This window comes from Citrobacter sp. MNAZ 1397, assembly GCF_023613995.1.
Classification (GTDB): Bacteria; Pseudomonadota; Gammaproteobacteria; order Enterobacterales; family Enterobacteriaceae; genus Phytobacter; species Phytobacter ursingii.
Genome location: NZ_JAKIVH010000001.1, coordinates 12,849 through 31,179 on the forward strand (window position 1 = coordinate 12,849; position 18,331 = coordinate 31,179).

Annotated in this window: 18 protein-coding genes; 10 read left to right on the top strand and 8 right to left on the bottom strand. The window is 52.7% G+C overall.

Annotated features, from left to right (window positions below):
• Positions 1 to 25: 25 nt before the first annotated feature.
• From L2097_RS00065 to L2097_RS00085, 5 genes are read right to left on the bottom strand one after another with little or no spacing between them, the layout of a single operon-like run.
• A complete protein-coding gene (locus tag L2097_RS00065) occupies positions 26 to 310 on the bottom strand; it encodes a ferredoxin family protein (protein ID WP_085005406.1) in 285 nt (94 codons plus the stop codon).
• Positions 307 to 1,599, bottom strand: coding sequence for an FAD-dependent oxidoreductase (locus L2097_RS00070; RefSeq protein WP_047369232.1), 1,293 nt, complete (start codon positions 1,597 to 1,599; stop codon positions 307 to 309). Before L2097_RS00070 ends, L2097_RS00065 begins: the two co-directional genes overlap by 4 nt.
• 42 nt (positions 1,600 to 1,641) lie before the next feature.
• Positions 1,642 to 2,577: an FAD-binding protein gene (locus L2097_RS00075; protein WP_229222765.1), complete on the bottom strand. Its 936-nt coding sequence runs from the start codon at positions 2,575 to 2,577 to the stop codon at positions 1,642 to 1,644.
• Positions 2,578 to 2,597: 20 nt separating this feature from the next.
• Entirely contained in the window at positions 2,598 to 3,362 is a 765-nt protein-coding gene (locus tag L2097_RS00080) for an electron transfer flavoprotein (RefSeq protein WP_250351903.1), read from the bottom strand.
• Positions 3,363 to 3,373: 11 nt separating this feature from the next.
• Positions 3,374 to 4,519 carry an acyl-CoA dehydrogenase gene (locus tag L2097_RS00085; protein WP_085005409.1) on the bottom strand — a complete coding sequence of 382 codons (1,146 nt, stop codon included), beginning with the start codon at positions 4,517 to 4,519 and terminating at the stop codon, positions 3,374 to 3,376.
• 494 nt (positions 4,520 to 5,013) lie between these two features.
• Here L2097_RS00085 and L2097_RS00090 point away from each other — a divergent pair, with 494 nt between their 5' ends.
• The 4 genes from L2097_RS00090 (at position 5,014) to L2097_RS00105 (ending at position 9,927) form a co-directional block, all read left to right on the top strand.
• The gene (locus L2097_RS00090) at positions 5,014 to 6,180 is read left to right on the top strand and encodes an acyl-CoA dehydrogenase family protein (protein WP_047369235.1); all 1,167 of its coding nucleotides are present in this window, start codon (positions 5,014 to 5,016) and stop codon (positions 6,178 to 6,180) included.
• A 125-nt stretch (positions 6,181 to 6,305) separates the two neighbouring features.
• Complete coding sequence (locus L2097_RS00095; protein ID WP_047369236.1) at positions 6,306 to 7,664, top strand: MFS transporter; 1,359 nt, start codon at positions 6,306 to 6,308, stop codon at positions 7,662 to 7,664.
• Entirely contained in the window at positions 7,661 to 8,875 is a 1,215-nt protein-coding gene (locus L2097_RS00100) for a CaiB/BaiF CoA transferase family protein (protein WP_047369237.1), read from the top strand. Before L2097_RS00095 ends, L2097_RS00100 begins: the two co-directional genes overlap by 4 nt.
• 140 nt (positions 8,876 to 9,015) lie before the next feature.
• The gene (locus tag L2097_RS00105) at positions 9,016 to 9,927 is read left to right on the top strand and encodes a helix-turn-helix domain-containing protein (protein ID WP_085005411.1); all 912 of its coding nucleotides are present in this window, start codon (positions 9,016 to 9,018) and stop codon (positions 9,925 to 9,927) included.
• Positions 9,928 to 9,975: 48 nt separating this feature from the next.
• On the opposite strand, the gene ung is transcribed toward L2097_RS00105, so the two are convergent.
• Positions 9,976 to 10,665: a uracil-DNA glycosylase gene (gene ung, locus L2097_RS00110; protein WP_250351904.1), complete on the bottom strand. Its 690-nt coding sequence runs from the start codon at positions 10,663 to 10,665 to the stop codon at positions 9,976 to 9,978.
• A 315-nt stretch (positions 10,666 to 10,980) separates the two neighbouring features.
• Between ung and grcA the strand changes: the two genes are divergently transcribed.
• Positions 10,981 to 11,364: an autonomous glycyl radical cofactor GrcA gene (gene grcA / locus L2097_RS00115; protein ID WP_039079560.1), complete on the top strand. Its 384-nt coding sequence runs from the start codon at positions 10,981 to 10,983 to the stop codon at positions 11,362 to 11,364.
• Between the two features lie 46 nt (positions 11,365 to 11,410).
• On the opposite strand, the gene srmB is transcribed toward grcA, so the two are convergent.
• Complete coding sequence (srmB, locus tag L2097_RS00120) at positions 11,411 to 12,745, bottom strand: ATP-dependent RNA helicase SrmB (RefSeq protein WP_047369240.1); 1,335 nt, start codon at positions 12,743 to 12,745, stop codon at positions 11,411 to 11,413.
• A gap of 130 nt (positions 12,746 to 12,875) precedes the next feature.
• On the opposite strand from srmB, the gene trmN reads away from it, so the two are divergent.
• Positions 12,876 to 13,613 carry a tRNA(1)(Val) (adenine(37)-N(6))-methyltransferase TrmN gene (gene trmN, locus L2097_RS00125; RefSeq protein ID WP_085005412.1) on the top strand — a complete coding sequence of 246 codons (738 nt, stop codon included), beginning with the start codon at positions 12,876 to 12,878 and terminating at the stop codon, positions 13,611 to 13,613.
• Here the strand turns inward: trmN and nadB are convergent.
• Positions 13,598 to 15,217 (bottom strand): L-aspartate oxidase, encoded by a 1,620-nt coding sequence (gene nadB, locus L2097_RS00130; RefSeq protein ID WP_047369242.1) that lies wholly within the window; start codon positions 15,215 to 15,217, stop codon positions 13,598 to 13,600. The genes trmN and nadB overlap by 16 nt on opposite strands.
• A 425-nt stretch (positions 15,218 to 15,642) precedes the next feature.
• Here nadB and rpoE point away from each other — a divergent pair, with 425 nt between their 5' ends.
• The 4 genes from rpoE to rseC are packed head-to-tail and all read left to right on the top strand — an operon-like array spanning position 15,643 to position 18,320.
• Positions 15,643 to 16,218 carry an RNA polymerase sigma factor RpoE gene (rpoE, locus tag L2097_RS00135; protein WP_000003307.1) on the top strand — a complete coding sequence of 192 codons (576 nt, stop codon included), beginning with the start codon at positions 15,643 to 15,645 and terminating at the stop codon, positions 16,216 to 16,218.
• 31 nt (positions 16,219 to 16,249) lie between these two features.
• Positions 16,250 to 16,900 (top strand): anti-sigma-E factor RseA, encoded by a 651-nt coding sequence (gene rseA / locus L2097_RS00140; protein WP_142516148.1) that lies wholly within the window; start codon positions 16,250 to 16,252, stop codon positions 16,898 to 16,900.
• Entirely contained in the window at positions 16,900 to 17,853 is a 954-nt protein-coding gene (rseB, locus tag L2097_RS00145) for a sigma-E factor regulatory protein RseB (protein ID WP_047369244.1), read from the top strand. Before rseA ends, rseB begins: the two co-directional genes overlap by 1 nt.
• Complete coding sequence (gene rseC, locus L2097_RS00150; protein WP_250351905.1) at positions 17,850 to 18,320, top strand: SoxR-reducing system protein RseC; 471 nt, start codon at positions 17,850 to 17,852, stop codon at positions 18,318 to 18,320. The genes rseB and rseC overlap by 4 nt, the downstream gene beginning before the upstream one ends.
• Positions 18,321 to 18,331 lie beyond the last annotated feature (11 nt).

The following is an 18,331-nucleotide window of genomic DNA, read 5'->3' on the forward strand; positions in this document are numbered from 1 at the left end:
AGGGGGAAGTGAGCAAAAGAGGGGCTCAGCCAAAACGAAACTCAACGCCGAAATTCCCCTGCGGATATTCCCATTTCTCTAATATTGTCCCTTCGCACAACACACGACATGTGCCACATTCCAGACAGCCGGCATAATCAAAATGGATATTTCCTGCCTCATCCTCGCGATATAGCCCGGCAGGGCAGGCCTTGATCAATTTACGGAATTGCACTTTATCGGGGTTGGCTACAAGGAGGATATGTGGGTTGGTTTCATCCACTCTGAATTTGTTGACGCCCAGTTTCACATCGACATTTACCGTGCTCATAATGCGCGCCCTCCCGCGATGCCGTCTTTTAATAAATTCATTAACCCGACGCGTTTTCCCTGTTTCAATATCGTCTTCCACAAGGGCGTCGGTTTCGCGCCATCCACCGTGAAAAGCTCGGACATGATATTGGCCACCATCTGCGGGTATTGCGTAAAGAGTCGCGGGTTTTCCATCAGGCCAGGCAGCTTGCGATAATGCCGCATGTCCTGCAGGACACAGCTTTTCTCCAGCGCCTGGGGGTATTTTTCAAGCCGGGCAACGCTGAAATCATTACTCTCTTTTGCGGCAATGATGGTTTGCGCTGCGATATTCGCGGCCTCAATCGCCAGATCCATACCACGCACGGTAAAGCCGAGGTTCAGACACATCCCAGCGGCATCACCCACCACCAGTACACCGTCGCCCACCAGTTTTGGCAGCATCTCGATACCGCCTTCTGGTACCAGATGAGCGGAATACTCAAGCAGTGTTCCCCCTTCGATAAGGGGGCGCACGGCCGGGTGCTGTTTAAAATCCTCCAGCATCTGCGGCACCGATTTTTGCGCGTTTTCTATGCCTCCCAGACCGCACACCAGGCCCAGCGAGATGGATTCCCGGTTGGTGTAGAGAAAGCCGCCGCCCATTAAGCCATCCGACGGAGAACCAGCAAACAGCCAGGCCGCGCCTTCGTCCTCCGTTACGCCAAAGCGATCCTGAATGGTCTTAGCTGGCAGGGAAATGATCTCTTTAACCCCGACGGCGTAATGATGGGGATTTGATTTTGGTACCAGTCCAATTGAGCGACCTAACAGTGAATTTACCCCGTCGGCCAGCACTACCACGTTTGCCTCAAGGACATCTTCCCCGGCCTGTACTCCCGTTACCCGACCATCCTGCTGGATTAATGCATCCACCCGAACGCCCGTAATAACCTGTGCGCCAACCGCCTCGGCTTGCTCCATCAGCCAGCTGTCGAACCCATGACGCAGTACCGTCCATGACGCTTTCTCCGGGTTCGCGTCACGCGACTGTGCCTGATAATCCAGCGTGACGGCGCTATCCGGGGTCAGAAAAGAGATCTTCTCTTTAGTGATTTTCCGCTCAACGGGGGCGTTTTGCGCAAAACCTGGTATGATCTTTTCCAGAGTGTGGGCATAGAGCCGCCCGCCCGTCATATTTTTACTGCCTGCGGTGTCGCCACGCTCAATGACCAGAACGTCCAGCCCGGCTTTCGCCATCACACAGGCGGCGGTACATCCCGCCACACCCGCACCCACGATAATTGCGTCAAATTTTTCGTCCGACATGCTTTCGCTCCATCGCCGCCATAAAGAATGGCGGCTTAAGTCTTACCGTTTTAATAATTTCGTTAATTCGGGGACGACCTTATAGATATCGCCCACCAGGCCATAATCGGCGTACTGGAAAATTGGGGCGTTTTTATCCTTGTTGACGGCGATAATCGTTTTGGCACCATTGCCACCGACCATATGCTGGATCTGCCCGGAAATGCCCAGCGCGAGATAGATATCGGATTTGAGCAGCACGCCGGAAACGCCAACGTAGCGTTCGCGATCCATCCAGTGCTCGCCTTCGGCAATCGGACGTGAACAGCCCACTTCGGCATCCAGCGCGGAGGCAAGATCCCAGACCATCTGCAAATCCTCTTTTGCTTGTAAGCCGCGGCCAATACCAATAACACGGCGTGCTTTGCCAAGATCGACGCTGCTGGCCGTTTTTGACCGCCGTTCACGACAGAGAATTTCATTGGCGGGTGGGATGTAATCCACCTGAGTGAGCGGCGGCGTACCGGCATTTTCTTCTGCCAACGGTTCATAAACACCGCCTGCCAGCGTGATGACGGCGACAGGGGCATTCACTTTTTCCCGCCCAAAAGCCAGCCCGCCATACATGCGATGTTCGGCATAGAGGTTGTCACCGTTGCGTTCCAGCCGGGTCACGTCATTCACCAGCGCGGCTTGCAGCAGCACGCTGAGTTTTGCCGCCACCCCTTTGCCACGGCGGGTCGCGGCCAGCAGGATCAGTGTATTGCCGTCCTCTTTTCCGATAAGCGAGGCGAGTGTTTCCGCATAGTTCTCGACGCGCTGTTTATCGGTTTTGCCACACAGCAAATAGACCGCGTCCGCCTGTTTAACCTTCGTGATGTCGCGCTCATCCCATATCACTGCGTTAACGTGTTCGCCCAGTTGCCGTGCGCCAGCGAGCAGGTCTGCATAGCGATCGGCACTGTCGCTGAATACCCAAACGTTACTTATTTTGCCCATGATGTGTTTCCCCGCAGCCATTAGCTCAACGCGTTGGTCAGATAATCTCGCAGGCGAGAAACCTCTTCCTGCCCGTCGCCTTCAATGATGATGTGTTTGCGTTCCGTCTGTTGCGGCGCGTAGACCCCCGCCAGCTCCGTCCGCGCTGAACCCGGCGTCCAGGCGATGTCGCTGGCGCCCCAGAGAGTGACGCTTTTCTTCCCGGCACCGAGGATGGCTTTCATTGAGGGGATACGTGGAAGGTTGATATCTGATGAGACGCACAGCACTGCCGGAAGAGGAATATCAAGCACTTCTACTTCATCTTCCAGCGTGCGTTCAACGGTGACGAAACCCTCCTTGAGTTCAATCTTGCTGACGCCGTTAACCGTCGGCAACTGCAACATGGCGCCAACCAGTAGACCGGTTTGCTGCGCATACATATCGCCGGAGCCTTCGCCGCAGATCAGCAGGTCGAAGGCAATTTTCTTACTCGCGGCGGCAATCACGCGTGCGGTTTCATAAGGCAGGGCGCTATCCAGACGATCATCCCGAACCAGGTAAAGCGCATTTGGGCCGCGGGAGAGGGCATCTTTGCGCAGTTTGGCGTTATCCAGCGCTTTTCCCCCAACGCTCAGGGCTACCACGTCATGGCTTTCGCCCGCGAGCTGAACGGCGGCTTCAATCGCGTTGAGATCGAAGGGGCTGATTTTTTCCCCGGCTTTGTCTGTCGCCAGGGTTCTGTCAGCCGTGATAACGATGTCCTGTTCCTCAGGAACCAGTTTGTAGCAGGCGATAATTCTCATGGCTTATCCTTTTATTTTTCATACTGTTTTAGGATCTGGCGAGCGGAGATATAAACCATAATCTCGTCCGTGCCGCCGCCAATGCGGTTCACGCGGGTATCGCGCCAGAAGCGGGATACCCGGCTGTCATCGGTGTAGCCGAGCCCGCCCAGAATTTGCATCGCATCGTCAATCACCTCGCAGGCCGACTGAGCGCAATACAATTTGCACATCGGGGCGGACAGACGCATCGACAAATCGTTGTCGCACTCCCAGGCGGTGCGGTAAACCATGTTTTTCATGTTCTGAATTTTGATGGCCATCTGGGTCAACTTGAGCTGTATCATCTGGAACTGCCCGATGTTTTGGCCGAACTGAATACGCTGATTGGCGTAGCGCGCAGCATCTTCAAATGCGCATTCCGCAACGCCCAGTGAGTGGGCGGCGATGACCAGACGTTCAATATCGAAATTTTGCATCATATGGATAAAGCCATAACCTTCCTGGCCTACCATGTCGCTCTCTTCCAGCTCAACGTTATCCAGGAAGACTTCACAGTTGCTGACCATATGCCAGCCGACTTTATGCAGATTGTTGCGTTTGACGCCGGGGGAATTAGGATCCAGCCACCATAAGGTGAAACAGCGTTTAGGGTCCTCTGGTTGCGGATTACGCGCCAGCACCAGCATATAGGGATAATCTTTTGCGCCGGTGATAAAGGTCTTTTGGCCGTTGAGATACACTTTGCCGTTTTTACGGGTGTAGGTGGTGGCGATGCGATTGTTATCTGAACCGGCCTGGGGTTCGGTAAATGCCAGCGAGTAGGCGGGGATCCCCGTCAGCCCCACCTCGGCGGTTTTGGCCAGTTGTTCTGCATTGCCAAACCGCTGCATGTTATGGATGCATTGCCCTTCGGTCATGATGTAGGCCGGGGCGCCCATGCGGGCAATTTCTTCCAGCACCAGTACCTGAGTCATCATGTCGGCGGGCACGCCGCCAAGCTCTTCGGGAATGCCCAATAAGCCAATGCCGCTTTCGGCTAATGCATTGAAGAACTCGCGCGGGAAAGTCCGTGTCTCATCGCATCTTTTGAAATACTCTTCGGGAAAATTACGCGTAATCAGCTCCCGAATACTTGCTAATAGTAATTCCTGTTCTTCGGTCAGGCTAAAGTCCATGACGCATCCTCTTGATAGATTCTCCGCTGGGGATTTATAAAAACAAAACACTGCCCGGCATTCTTTTTTGCCGATTACTCTTTCCGGTTCGCCAGTTTTTTAATTTCTGGCCTGAGGTTGTTTTATCTGGAATAGTAATTAGTGGTGCTGAGAGGATATATAGACAGATCTCGCTTGATCCTGGACAAAACGAACATTGAAGCCCGTTTTGTGATGCGTGTTGGTAATTTCTAAATTTTTTAACGCCTGCTTTTTATGTTTATCCTATTGTTTTTATTGTTATTTAATGGGGGTATATTACATCTGGTATGTTCGATTTGTCCAATAATTGGTTGGATATGTCAATATCAAGCCTCTATTTCGCTTTTTATAATCCCGCTGTCAATTCGTGGAGAAGGACGAAAAAGGGGTCCAGGATTTATTGCAACTTACATTGGTATCGTCTGAATTCTTCAATGGTTATTTAATCATTTAATATGAAGTGGGGTTGGTATATGGCCATATTATCTCAACAGCAACTGGAAGCACTGAAACAAAAAGTCAGAAAGGTCACGGAAACAGAGTTGGAGGAAATCCAACTGGTGGTTGAGCGAACGAATGTCTTCCCGGACTCCTATTACGATGTATGTCGGAAAAATGATTTATTTCGCCTTGCTATCCCGGAAGAGTTTGGCGGTCTGGGGCTGAATTGCGAGCAATTCTTTTCTGTCATGGAGGAGTTCTGCCGTGGGCCTGGTGGTATGCGCATGAACCTGCATCATGCAAATGGCCTGAACTGGCGCATCATGTATGACCATGGCGCTCCCGATCTTCGCGCCAAATGGCTGCCGTTGCTGGCCAATAAAGATGCTTACATCAACTTTGCGCTGACCGAAGCGGAGTGTGGTTCCGGGGCGGATATCCGGACAACTGCGGTGAGAAAAGGGGATAAATACATCCTCAATGGTACCAAGACGTTGATCTCCCATACGGATATTTCTGACGGGAGCTACGTCATTGCGGTAACGGATGAAAATAAACGCAAAAAAGGGGGATTAACCGCGTTCTTCATCGAAACCAACACGCCTGGTTATTACATTGACCCGATGCCGCACATGATGGGATGCCGTGGCGCGGGTCACGCGTATCTGCGTTTTGAAAACTGCGAAGTGCCTGCGCACAACATTATGGGTAAAGAGGGTGATGGTCTGGACATCTTCATGGATGCGTTAGCGCATTCCAGAGCGATGATTGCCGTCACCTGCCTGGGCATGTCCCAGCGTTTCCTGGAACTGGCGATTGCCCGCGCGAAGGATCGCGTGACGTTCGGTAAACCATTGGTTGCTCGTCAGGCCATTCAGCAAACGCTGGCGGATATGGGGACTCAGGTCCATGCGCTGCGCGTAATGCTGCGTGATTGCGCGCAGAAGTTCGATCGCGGCGAAGACATCGAAATGGTTTCTGCGATGTGCAAACTGCACGGCATTGATACGGTGCGAACCGTCTCGGATAGCTGCCTGGAGATCTTCGGTGGGATTGGTTACTTCGAAGATAACCCGTACGGCCCGGTGGAGAGAATGTATCGCGACGCCCGCGCGCTGTGGTTTGAAGAAGGCCCACGCACCGTTCAGCGCCTGACGATCGCACGTCCGCTGATTGCCGCTGCGGGTGAGATTCGCTAACCCGCCTGAGCCCATGCAACGAAGGGGTATCCCGGAGAATTATTACCGTCATATCCCGCCTGTGATCGCACACTGCGCGTGGTTTCGTGGGTGCGATCATGCTTATTTTCTCGCGAGAGTGACCTATGAGTACATCACCTGGGAATAGACGTTGGGGCATTATTGTTCTGCTGATAATTGATTATTTCGTCATGTTTGTGGCACGCAGCAGTATGTCGATGTGCGGGCCTGCGCTGATGCATGAATATGGCTGGACCGCCATTCAGTTTGGCTGGGTCTCCACGGCATTTTTTATTGGTTACGCGATAACGATGTTGCCGGCAGGGTTGCTGGCTGACCGCTTTGGCGGTGGGATTGTGCTGGTAACAGGCACGTTGTGGTGGGTCATTTTTACCTTCTTAACGCCGCTGGGTTCCACGCTGGGTATCATGATGTTGCTACGTATTCTGGTTGGCGTCGGGCAGGGACTGTTGGTGCCGGCTAACTTTTCGCTGGCGGCCCGATGGGTGCCTAAGAGTGAGTCTGGTAAAGCGACCGGGTTGCTACAGGTCGGTTGTCCTGCGGGTATTGCCTTTGCCATGGTGCTGGCTGCCTGGATTATTCAAACCTGGGGCTGGCAATCTGTTTTTTATATCGTCTCTGTGCCGGGGTTAGTGTGGTGCCTGCTGTGGTGGTGGCTGGGTAATAGTCGACCGCAAATGGATAATCGCATCAACCGTCAGGAGCTTGAGTATATTCAGGCAGGGCAGGCCGTTGCTAACGCGGAACAATCCACGCAGAAAGAGGCGACAGGGAGCGACCTGACGAAAGCCGATATTCTGTCAACGCCTTCCATCTGGGCCTGCGCGTTATGTTACTTCTGCACGAATTACCTGTTCTTTCTCTTTATGACCTGGCTACCGACCTACTTTGCCATGGGACGCGGTATCGATCTGAAGCAAAGCGCGATTTATTCCATGCTCCCGTATCTGGTGGCTATTCTGGCCTACCCACTCGGCGGGCTGGTGACGGACGCCGCCTGTCGGCGCTTTGGGCAAAATATCGGACGCAAGCTGTCTCCGGTTGTCGGATTGCTGCTGGCCGGGGTGTTCCTGATTCTGGGGACGCGGGCAAACAGCCTCTGGAGCGCGGCTTCGCTCATCTCCGCATCGAATTTCTTCCTCTGTTTCACCATGGCTGCGCACTTCTCCATTCCGATTATTTTTTCTCAGAAAAATACCGGCATGCTGGTGGGGTTGAACGGCGTATTTGGCACGCTGGCGGGCATTCTTTCTCCGGTGCTGGCGGGATGGGTTATCGACGTTTCGGGCCAATATGAGTACGCGCTCTATCTGGGGGCGAGTATCGCCATTCTGGGCGCATTGTTCATGCTTATCGCCCGAATTAAACCCATTGAAAAGAAAGGTGCAAACAGGAGTATGCGCAACGCGGGTGGATTTGCAGGACGACAAGGCTTTTCCAAAATGAAGGAGCATGACTTATGAGGCCATTAGAAGGCATTAAAGTAGTGGATTTGACGTCATTCCTGGCAGCACCCACCGTGGCACGTATTCTCGGTGATTGGGGGGCGGATGTGATCAAAATCGAGCCGCCAGCGGGCGACCCGGGACGCACCCAGGCGTCCGTATTTAATATGCCTTACGACGATGACGAAAATCCGGCATTTGATATCTCTAACGCCAACAAACGGTTTCTGTGCCTGAACCTGAAAAAAGAGAGCGCGAAAGCCATTGCCTATCGCATCCTCTCAACGGCAGATGTCGTGGTGACCAGCTATCGCACGAAGGCGCTTGAACGGCTAGGTTTTTCCTGGGAAGAGCTGCATTTGCGCTTTCCACGCTTAATTTTTGCGCAGATCCTGGGGTATGGCGAAAAAGGGCCGGAAAAAGACACCGCCGGGTTTGATGCGACGGCCTACGTATGTCGCGGTGGGATCCTCGGGTCGACCAATGAGCGCGGCGAAACCCCGATCAACTCAGTAAACGGCTTTGGCGATTTTCAGGCGTCCATGTGTCTGGTCTCTGGTATTTGCGCTGCGCTGTACGGGCGTACGCGTTCAGGGACCGGCGAGAAGGTGACGGTTAGCCTGCATCATACGGCGCTGTTTATGATGAGCATAGCCGTGACCTCAGCACAGTACGGCAACGTCTATCCAAAGTCGCGCTGTGAAGTCTCCAACCCGTTCAACAACACCTATAAAACTCTTGATGGGCGATGGATGGTGATTTGTATCCCGGAATACGATCGCTTCTTCAATAAGTTTATGGTGCTGCTGGGGCGTGAGGATCTGGTCGACAGTCCGGAATTTTGCCGTATTGCCGATGTAAACCAGTTTGGTCGTAATCGGGACATTATCAATATTATCAGCGAGCAGATCGCCAAACGTCCGCTCAGTGAAATGATGCGGCTGTTAAAAGAAAACGATTTTGCCCATGAGAAGGGGTATACCCCGGATGAGATTCTGGAAGATGAACAGGCATGGGCGACCGACTGCCTGCGTAACGTTGAATACTCTACGGGAAATAAACGGGTGCTGGTAACGCCGCCAGTTTCGATTCAGGGCATGGGCGAATCGCAGATAAAACCGTCCCGGCGACTGGGACATCACTCACAACAAATTCTGACTGAATATGGATACTCAGCTAAGGATATCGATATGTTATGTCAGGAGGGCGCAGTTATTTTACCCGTCTGACGATCTCGTGATTTAAATTGTTTGCTGTGCTGGTCGTCGAGTGCTGAATACAGATTTTCCGCAATAAGTTCGCTGTATTTTCTGTTCCCGACAGACCAGCCAGGCCGTGCAGCAGCACTGAGAAGAGTAGAGGAGCATTGATGGCAACCACTATTCCTACTTATGCATTATACGGTGAGCAGTCTGGGCTAAGTTGGGAGAATTTTTTCAACGTTGAGATGATCTCCCTGCGTTCAAAGGATCTGAACTGGCGGGCAAGTCCGCATGTACATGATTCGTTGATCCAGGTGCTATTTATCCAGAGAGGGCAGGTCGAAGTGCTGATGAACTGCACGCGACAACTGGCCAAAGCCCCTTGCCTGATTCTTGTCCCCGCCCAGACCGTTCATGGTTTTCATTACACGCCAGATACCGAGGGCCTCACCATTACTGCTTCGCAGAGACCGCTTGAGTCGGTCATGAGCGTGCTGGCACCGGATATCCTCAAACTGGTGCACAAACCGTGCATTATTCCGCTGGAATATTTCCCCGAAGAGAAGGATGTTATCTGGGAGTTTTATTATTCCATGTTGAATGAATTACGCGTGCCAATGATTAATCAGACCGCAATGTGCGCCTCGCTGTTTATTTCCATGTTTGTCCATCTCTCGCGGATTACTGAGCCCGGTCTCGGCGATCAGCAGATGGATAATTCGTCGCGCAAGGCATCGCAGATCAACAAATTTCTCGCTATCGTCGACCAGAAATTTCGCCAGCGGCTGACGGTGAATGATTACTCCTGCGAAATGGGGATGTCGCCCGGGCATCTCTCGCGCCTGTGCCGTTTAACGCTGGGAATGTCGAGCCTGGATGTGATTAACATGCGGGTTATTCAGGAAGCGCAGCGCGAACTGGTATATACCTCGAAGACCATCAAACAACTTGCCGCTTTTCTGGGATTTAACGATGAAGCCTATTTTACCCGTTTCTTTCATAAACATACTGGCGTGAGTCCCAGTCAGTTTCGGGAACGGGCCGTGCGGGAAATTGCGATGGGGGAAGAGTACCTTTAATTGTGTTCACCACATCCCGCCATAGCTGCGGGATGTGGACCGTGATAGTTATTCACTCTCCGCCGGCAACACGGGCACCCAGTCAATCGGCGTCTCGCCGTGTTTTTCCAGCCACTCATTTGCCAGAACAAAGTGCTTACAACCAAAGAAGCCCCTGTGTGCTGATAACGGTGATGGGTGGGGCGCTTTCAACACATGGTGGCGTTTACTATCGATAATTGCCCCTTTCTTCTGTGCATGCGATCCCCAAAGTAAAAAGACCACGCCTTCACGGTGTTCATTGATCAGACTGATCACTTTATCAGTAAAGGTCTCCCAGCCAAGGCTGGCATGGGAATGCGCCTGCCCGGCACGTACCGTTAAGACGGTATTGAGGAGTAGCACCCCCTGATGTGCCCAACTTTCCAGATAACCATGCGTCGGGCGAACGAATCCAGGTATCGACTGTTCTAACTCTTTATACATATTAAGTAATGAGGGCGGGATGGCGATGCCGGGGCGTACCGAAAATGCCAGCCCATGGGCCTGGCCCGGACCGTGGTAGGGATCCTGACCAAGAATCACCACTTTAACGTTACCCAGTTCAGTAAAACGAAACGCATTGAAGACATCTTTTTGCGGCGGGTAGATGGTGACGCCGGACTGCCGTTCTGTCGCAACCGCGCTAAGGGTATTGATAAAGTAAGGCTGTTGTTTTTCTTCTGCCAGCACATCGTGCCATGTTAATGAGGTGGTCATCCCGCTCTCCTGCTAATTCCAGTGACTGTAGCTTAACTGCTTCTTCCGCTGGCGCAAAATCGACACGTAAAACAGCACGTTAAACACTTAAAAAAATTTGAAAATTTACAAAAATTTTAATAGCAGAAAAGTGGCTAACTTGATGTAAAACAATAAATTCCGGCTATTACCTTTTTCGTTGTGTGGTTTTTATTGATTTTAATCAAAGAATCAGGGGTGTGTGGAGGGTATATATACAGTCAAGCAACAATGGTTTTACCAATTGGCCGCAACAAGGCCGATCAAATCAAAAATAATGCCTAAGGGAGGCACATCATGATTACTGGTATCCAGATTACTAAAGCGGCAAACGATGATCTGTTGAACTCTTTCTGGTTGCTCGACAGCGAAAAAGGTGAAGCGCGCTGTGTTTGTGCCAAAGCCGGTTATTCCGAAGATGAAGTGGTTGCCGTGAGCAAACTGGGTGACATTGAATACCGTGAAATTCCGATGGAAGTGAAACCGGAAGTGCGTGTGGAAGGCGGTCAGCATCTCAACGTAAACGTGCTGCGTCGCGAAACGCTTCTTGATGCTGTTGAACATCCGGAAAAATACCCACAGCTGACCATCCGTGTTTCTGGCTATGCCGTACGTTTCAATTCTCTGACGCCGGAACAGCAGCGCGACGTTATTGCTCGTACCTTTACTGAAAGCCTGTAATTCGCAGGCTGTAGAAATAAAAACGCCGGGCTATCCCGGCGTTTTTTTACTCTTCGTTATTTTGTTGCTCTGCCGTGGCGGCGCTTGGCTTACGGCGCTTACCAATATTTTTGGTATCGCGATGGCGCTGTTTAACGCGCGGCTTCTCTTTTTCTTTCTCTTTTTTCTTCTCTGCACGCTTAGCCAGCACTTTCTTCGACGGCTTGCCGGTCATTTTTTCGCTCGGCGCGCGCGTAGTGGGGCGCAGTTCATCAATCACGCGTATTTTCAGCGGCTCTTCAACGTAGCGACCAATCTTCTGCAACAGCAGATGGTCGTGGGTTTCGACCAGTGAAATCGCGGTCCCTTTGCGTCCCGCGCGACCGGTACGGCCGATGCGGTGCAGATAGGTGTCGCCACTGCGCGGCATATCAAAGTTAAAGACGTGGCTCACGTCAGGAATGTCGATACCACGGGCAGCGACATCGGTGGCAACCAGTACATTAACGCGACCGTCAGTCAGACGCTTGATGCCTTCAACGCGTTTCGCCTGCGCCATCTCGCCTTCGAGATAGCAGTTGTTGATACCCGCTGCACGCAACTGCTCCGCCAGTTCATGTACACGCTCGCGTTTGCGCACGAAGACGATCGAACGGGTCACACCGTCTTGCTTGAGCAAATGCTTGAGCAGTTCCAGCTTATGTTCGTAGTTGTCCGCGCGGTAGTACCACTGGTGGATCTTTTTACGTTCGCGGGTGGATGGCGTTGCAGAGACTTCAACCGGATCTTCCAGCAGACGCTCGGCGAAATCTTTGATCGCTTCCCCTTCCAGCGTGGCCGAGAACAGCATGGTCTGTTTGCGCCAGCGTGTTTCGCCTGAAATGTGCTCGATGTCCTGCGCAAAGCCCAGATCCAGCATACGATCCGCTTCATCAAGGATCAGTGTTTCGACGGCACGGCAGTCAAAATTCTCTTCTTTAATGTATTGCAGCAGTCGGCCTGTGGTTGCGACCACAATATCCTGGTTTTCGCTGAACACTTCGGCATGGTTCATATAGGCCACGCCGCCAGTAATAGTCGCGATATCCAGATGGGTATTTTTTGCCAGTTCGCGGGCGTGGTCGGCAACCTGCATCGCCAGTTCGCGGGTCGGCGTCAGGATGAGAATACGCGGCGGGCCAGATTTCTTACGCGGGAAGTCCAGCAGGTGCTGCAACGCTGGCAGCAAATATGCCGCCGTTTTACCCGTACCGGTCGGCGCTGAGCCAAGTACATCACGCCCTTCAAGCGCAGGCGGAATGGCGGCGGCCTGGATGGCGGTCGGGCGTGTGAAACCTTTCTCCTGGAGCGCGTCCAGTAGGCTGTCGTCGAGTTCGAGTTCGGAAAAAGTCGTTACAGTCATGATCTACCTCTGTGTGGGGCGCTGATTATAGACGTTACGGCTGCAATCTTCATCTGTTTGTAAGCTTATTACTTTTCCGGCGCTTTGCTTTCACCTATGCTACGTCTGTTTCCGTATAGAGGTTGTAAAGATGCCCCACCAGAAGGCGCAGTTGCGCCGCGATGGTTTCACATTTAAAGCATTTTTTGTTGCACACGATCGTTGCGCCATGAAAGTCGGCACAGACGGCATCTTACTCGGTGCGTGGTCGCCTGTTTCACAAGCGAAAAGGGTGCTGGATATTGGCACTGGCAGCGGGCTGGTGGCGCTGATGTTGGCGCAGAGAACAACCGATGCGGTTATCATCGATGCGGTGGAACTCGATGAGCAGGCGGCCGCACAGGCGCAGGAGAATGGCCAGGCGACGCCCTGGGCCGATCGTTTTCATGTCCATCATGCCGATATTCGCGACTGGTGCGCGGGGCAAACGGCACGCTACGATCTGATTGTCAGCAACCCGCCTTTCTTTGCGCAGGGCGTGCAATGTGCGACCCCGGAGCGTGAGCAGGCACGTTATACCACGACTCTCGATCATACGGTGCTACTGGACTGTGCGGCATCGCTTATCACCGAAGACGGTTTCTTTTGCGTGATCCTTCCGGTGGACGTGAGCGAAGCCTTTGCCCAAAAAGCACAGGGCATAGGCTGGCACTTGCGGTTACGTACGGATGTGGCGGAGTATGAAAATCGCCCGCCCCACCGCGTATTAATGGCCTTTTCGCCAACGCCGGGTGAATGCTTCACCGACTGGCTGGCGATCCGCGGCGCCGATCAGCATTATTCTGAAAGTTACACCGCGCTCACTCAGGCTTTCTATTTATTCATGTAAGTGCGTGGCGACAAAACCGTTGGGCCGGATTCAGGCAACTGATCCGGATAATCCAGCGTGTAGTGCAAGCCGCGACTTTCCTTGCGTTCCATGGCGCAGCGCACGATAAGCTCCGCCACCTGCACCAGGTTACGTAGCTCCAGCAAATTGTTCGACACGCGGAAATTGGCGTAGTACTCGTCAATTTCCTGCTGGAGTAAGGTAATCCGACGTAAGGCCCGCTCCAGACGTTTGGTGGTGCGCACAATGCCCACGTAATCCCACATAAACAAGCGCAGCTCATGCCAGTTATGCTGGAGAATCACACGCTCATCGGCATCATCGACGCGGCTTTCGTCCCACGCGGGAAGCGCCGGGGCGGGGCGGGTCATGCCGATTCGACGATCGATATCTTCTGCCGCCGACCAGCCGTAAACCAGACATTCGAGCAGTGAATTGGACGCCATTCGGTTGGCGCCATGCAGGCCCGTGTAGCTGACCTCGCCAATCGCATACAAGCCATCGACATCGGCCCGGCCGTGTTCGTCCACCATGACACCGCCGCAGGTGTAATGCGCAGCAGGCACGATAGGAACCTGATCTTTGGTTAAATCGATACCCAGACCCAGCAATTTTTCATAGATCATCGGAAAATGATGGCGGATAAAAGCCTCTGGCTTGTGGCTGATGTCGAGATACATACAGTCAACCCCCAGACGTTTCATCTCATGGTCGATGGCGCGGGCAACAACATCGCGCGGCGCCAGTTCGCCGCGAGGATCGAAATCGGGCATAAAGCGTGTGCCGTCCGGACGTTTAAGATGTGCGCCTTCACCGCGCAGCGCTTCGGTTAGCAGGAAATTACGTGCCTGCGGGTGAAACAGCGCTGTTGGGTGAAACTGATTGAACTCCAGATTTGCCACACGACATCCGGCGCGCCATGCCATGGCGATACCATCGCCGGAGGCGATATCCGGGTTAGTGGTGTACTGGTACACTTTCGATGCGCCGCCCGTTGCCAGCACGACGGCTTTTGCATGGCAGGTTTCCACAATCTCTTTATTACGATTCCAGATCCATGCGCCGACGACGCGACGCGTGCCGGGCAGGCCGATTTTATCGGAAACAATTAAATCCACCGCGTTGCTGCGTTCAATAATATGAATGTTTGGATGATTCAGCGCTTTGCTGACCAGGGTATTTTCGACCTCTTTTCCGGTGGCATCGGCGGCATGCAGAATGCGGCGGTGGCTATGGCCGCCTTCGCGGGTCAGGTGATAACTTTCGCTTCCTTCTGCATCAACCTGCGTATCGAACGCCACGCCCTGGTCGATTAGCCACTGCACGCACTGGCGGGCGTTACTGGCAACAAACTCTGCCGCCTGACGTTCGACAATACCTGCCCCGGCAATCAGCGTGTCTTCGACGTGAGACTCAACGCTGTCGGTTTCATCAAACACGGCGGCAATACCGCCCTGTGCGTAAAAAGTGGAGCCTTCATTCACCGGCCCTTTGCTTAACACGATAACGTTGTGGCGTTCAGCGAGGCGCAGAGCAACAGACAGGCCCGCGGCGCCGCTGCCAATGACCAGCACGTCGCAAGAAAGTTCGGGGGTTGTTTTCATGATGGTGTGTTTAATTTACTAAACAAGGTTCAGGCAGCATAGCACCCTGAAAGGCCACAATGCAGTTATTTTTTTATGTTTTGTACTAATGGCTAAACATGGCGAGGATGCATGATGAGCATTGCCACCAGAAAATCGTTATCTGGCAGATTGTTAGTCAATATGGATTAGGTGATGAAAAAAAGGCTGTGTTGCGTTACTCTCTGGCGGTCCTGGGGCTTTTTACTCGGAAAACGCCCGCTACAGAGTTTGTAGACTTATAATGAGTCATAATGAAAAGTCTGCAGAACGATTCACAAAAACAAAGGCGTAACGGAACTTTTTACTGAACCTTCGCTCTAAATGGCTGCTTGCTCATATAGTGCAGTTTTGGAGTGGCGTTTCATTTACGCGTGGAAATAGGTTTTGGGGAGATTTTACCTCGGATGAGCGAGCAGTTAACGGATCAGGTCCTTGTTGAGAGGGTCCAGAAAGGAGATCAGAAGGCGTTTAACTTACTGGTGGTTCGCTACCAGCATAAAGTGGCGAGTCTGGTTTCCCGCTATGTGCCTTCTGGCGATGTGCCTGATGTCGTACAAGAGTCATTTATTAAGGCTTATCGCGCGCTGGACTCGTTCCGGGGAGATAGTGCTTTTTATACCTGGCTATACCGTATCGCTGTGAATACAGCAAAAAATTATCTGGTTGCTCAGGGACGCAGGCCGCCATCAAGTGATGTCGACGCGATTGAAGCAGAAAACTTCGAAAGTGGCGGTGCGCTGAAAGAAATTTCGAACCCTGAGAACTTAATGTTGTCAGAAGAACTGAGACAAATCGTTTTCCGTACTATTGAGTCGCTCCCGGAAGATTTACGCATGGCAATTACGTTACGGGAGTTGGATGGTCTGAGCTATGAAGAGATAGCCGCTATCATGGATTGCCCGGTAGGTACAGTGCGTTCACGTATCTTCCGAGCACGGGAAGCTATTGATAATAAAGTTCAACCGCTTATCAGGCGTTGACGATAGCGGGATACTGGAAAAGGTATTAGGCATGCAGAAAGAACAACTTTCCGCTTTAATGGACGGTGAAACCCTGGATAGGGAGCTGCTCTCTGAGCTGTCTCACGATCCTGAAATGCAGAAAACCTGGGAGAGCTATCATCTCATTCGCGATGCTATGCGCGGTGACACAGCAGATGTTCTCCACTTCGATATCTCTGCCCAAGTTATGGCCGCGATTGAAAATGAGTCTGTTCAACCGACGACCCCATTGATCCCTGAGGCCCAGCCTGCGCCGCATCAGTGGCAGAAAATGCCGTTCTGGACAAAAGTCCGTCCGTGGGCAAGTCAATTGACGCAAATGGGTGTGGCTGCATGTGTATCGCTTGCAGTTATTGTGGGTGTCCAGCACTATAATGGTCAGTCTGAATCCACCCAGCAGCCAGAAGCGCCAGTGTTTAATACACTGCCGATGATGGGCAAAGCCAGCCCGGTAAGTCTGGGGGTTCCGGCTGATGCAACGGCGGATGTCGGTCAGCAACAGCAGGTGCAGGAACAGCGTCGCCGTATTAACGCCATGTTGCAGGATTACGAACTGCAACGTCGTCTGCACTCCGAACAGCTTAAGTTTGAACAGGCACAAACGCAGCAGGCTGCTGTGCAAGTGCCAGGAAATCAAACGTTAGGAACCCAATCGCAGTAATGAAGCAACTTTGGTGTGCCATGTCTTTTGTGGCAGCAGGCCTGTTCTTCTCCAGCAACGCCTCGGCAGATACCTCGTCCGGGGCGTTGTTACAGCAGATGAACGTGGCGAGCCAGTCACTCAACTATGAACTGTCCTTTATCAGCATCAATAAGCAAGGGGTAGAGTCTCTGCGTTACCGCCACGCGCGTGTAAACAACCAGCCTCTCGCTCAGCTTTTGCAAATGGACGGCCCTCGCCGGGAAGTGGTACAGCGTGGCAATGAGATCAGCTACTTTGAGCCGGGTCTTGAGCCCTTTACGCTGAATGGCGACTACATTGTCGATTCGCTCCCTTCGCTGGTATATACCGATTTCAAACGCCTTTCGCCTTATTACGACTTCATTTCCGTCGGGCGTACGCGCATTGCCGATCGTCTATGTGAAGTGATCCGTGTCGTTGCTCGTGACGGAACGCGTTACAGCTACATTGTCTGGATGGATGCGGAAACGCGCCTGCCAATGCGTGTGGATTTGCTCGACAGAGATGGTGAAACGCTGGAACAGTTCCGCGTCATTGCCTATACCGTAAACGGACAGGTCGCCAGCAGTATGCAGACGCTGGCAAAAGCCAACTTACCGCCGTTGCTCTCTGTTCCGCAGGGCGACAACGTAGACTTTAACTGGATGCCTTCCTGGTTACCGCAAGGTTTTAGCGAAGTCTCCAGCAGTCGCCGTCAGTTGCCTACCGTCGACATGCCTGTAGAGTCCCGTCTTTATTCCGATGGCTTGTTCAGTTTCTCGGTGAACGTCAACCGCGCTAATCAGAACAGCGCCGATCAGATGTTGCGTACGGGACGCCGGACTGTGAGTACGACCATCCGCGATAACGCTGAAATCACCATTGTGGGTGAGTTACCCCCACAAACGGCTAAGCGCATTGCGGACAGCATCAAATTCAGGGCAGCACAATGATTAAAGAGTGGGCGACGGTCGTTTCATGGAAAAACGGTGAAGCGCTGGTGGAGTGTGATGTTAAAGCCTCCTGCAGCAGCTGTGCTTCGCGTAGCGGATGCGGGAGCCGCGTACTGAACAAGCTTGGGCCGCAGATGACCCATACCTTGTTCGTTCCGTGCGATCAGCCGTTAGTGGCAGGGCAAAAAGTGGAACTGGGAATTGGCGAAGCCAGTTTGTTGACGTCAGCGCTGCTGGTCTATATGTCCCCGCTGGTTGGCCTTTTCCTGATGTCGGCACTGTTTCAGATGCTTTTTAATCGGGATCTGGCCACATTGTGTGGCGCAATCCTGGGAGGGGTTGGCGGCTTTTTACTGGCGAAGAGTTTTTCACCAAAACTGGCGAACCGTTCCGAATGGCAGCCCGTGATCATCAGCGTTGGCCTTCCTCCTGACCTGGTCCGCATCGATAATTCACCTGCTGAATAATGCCTGTGATT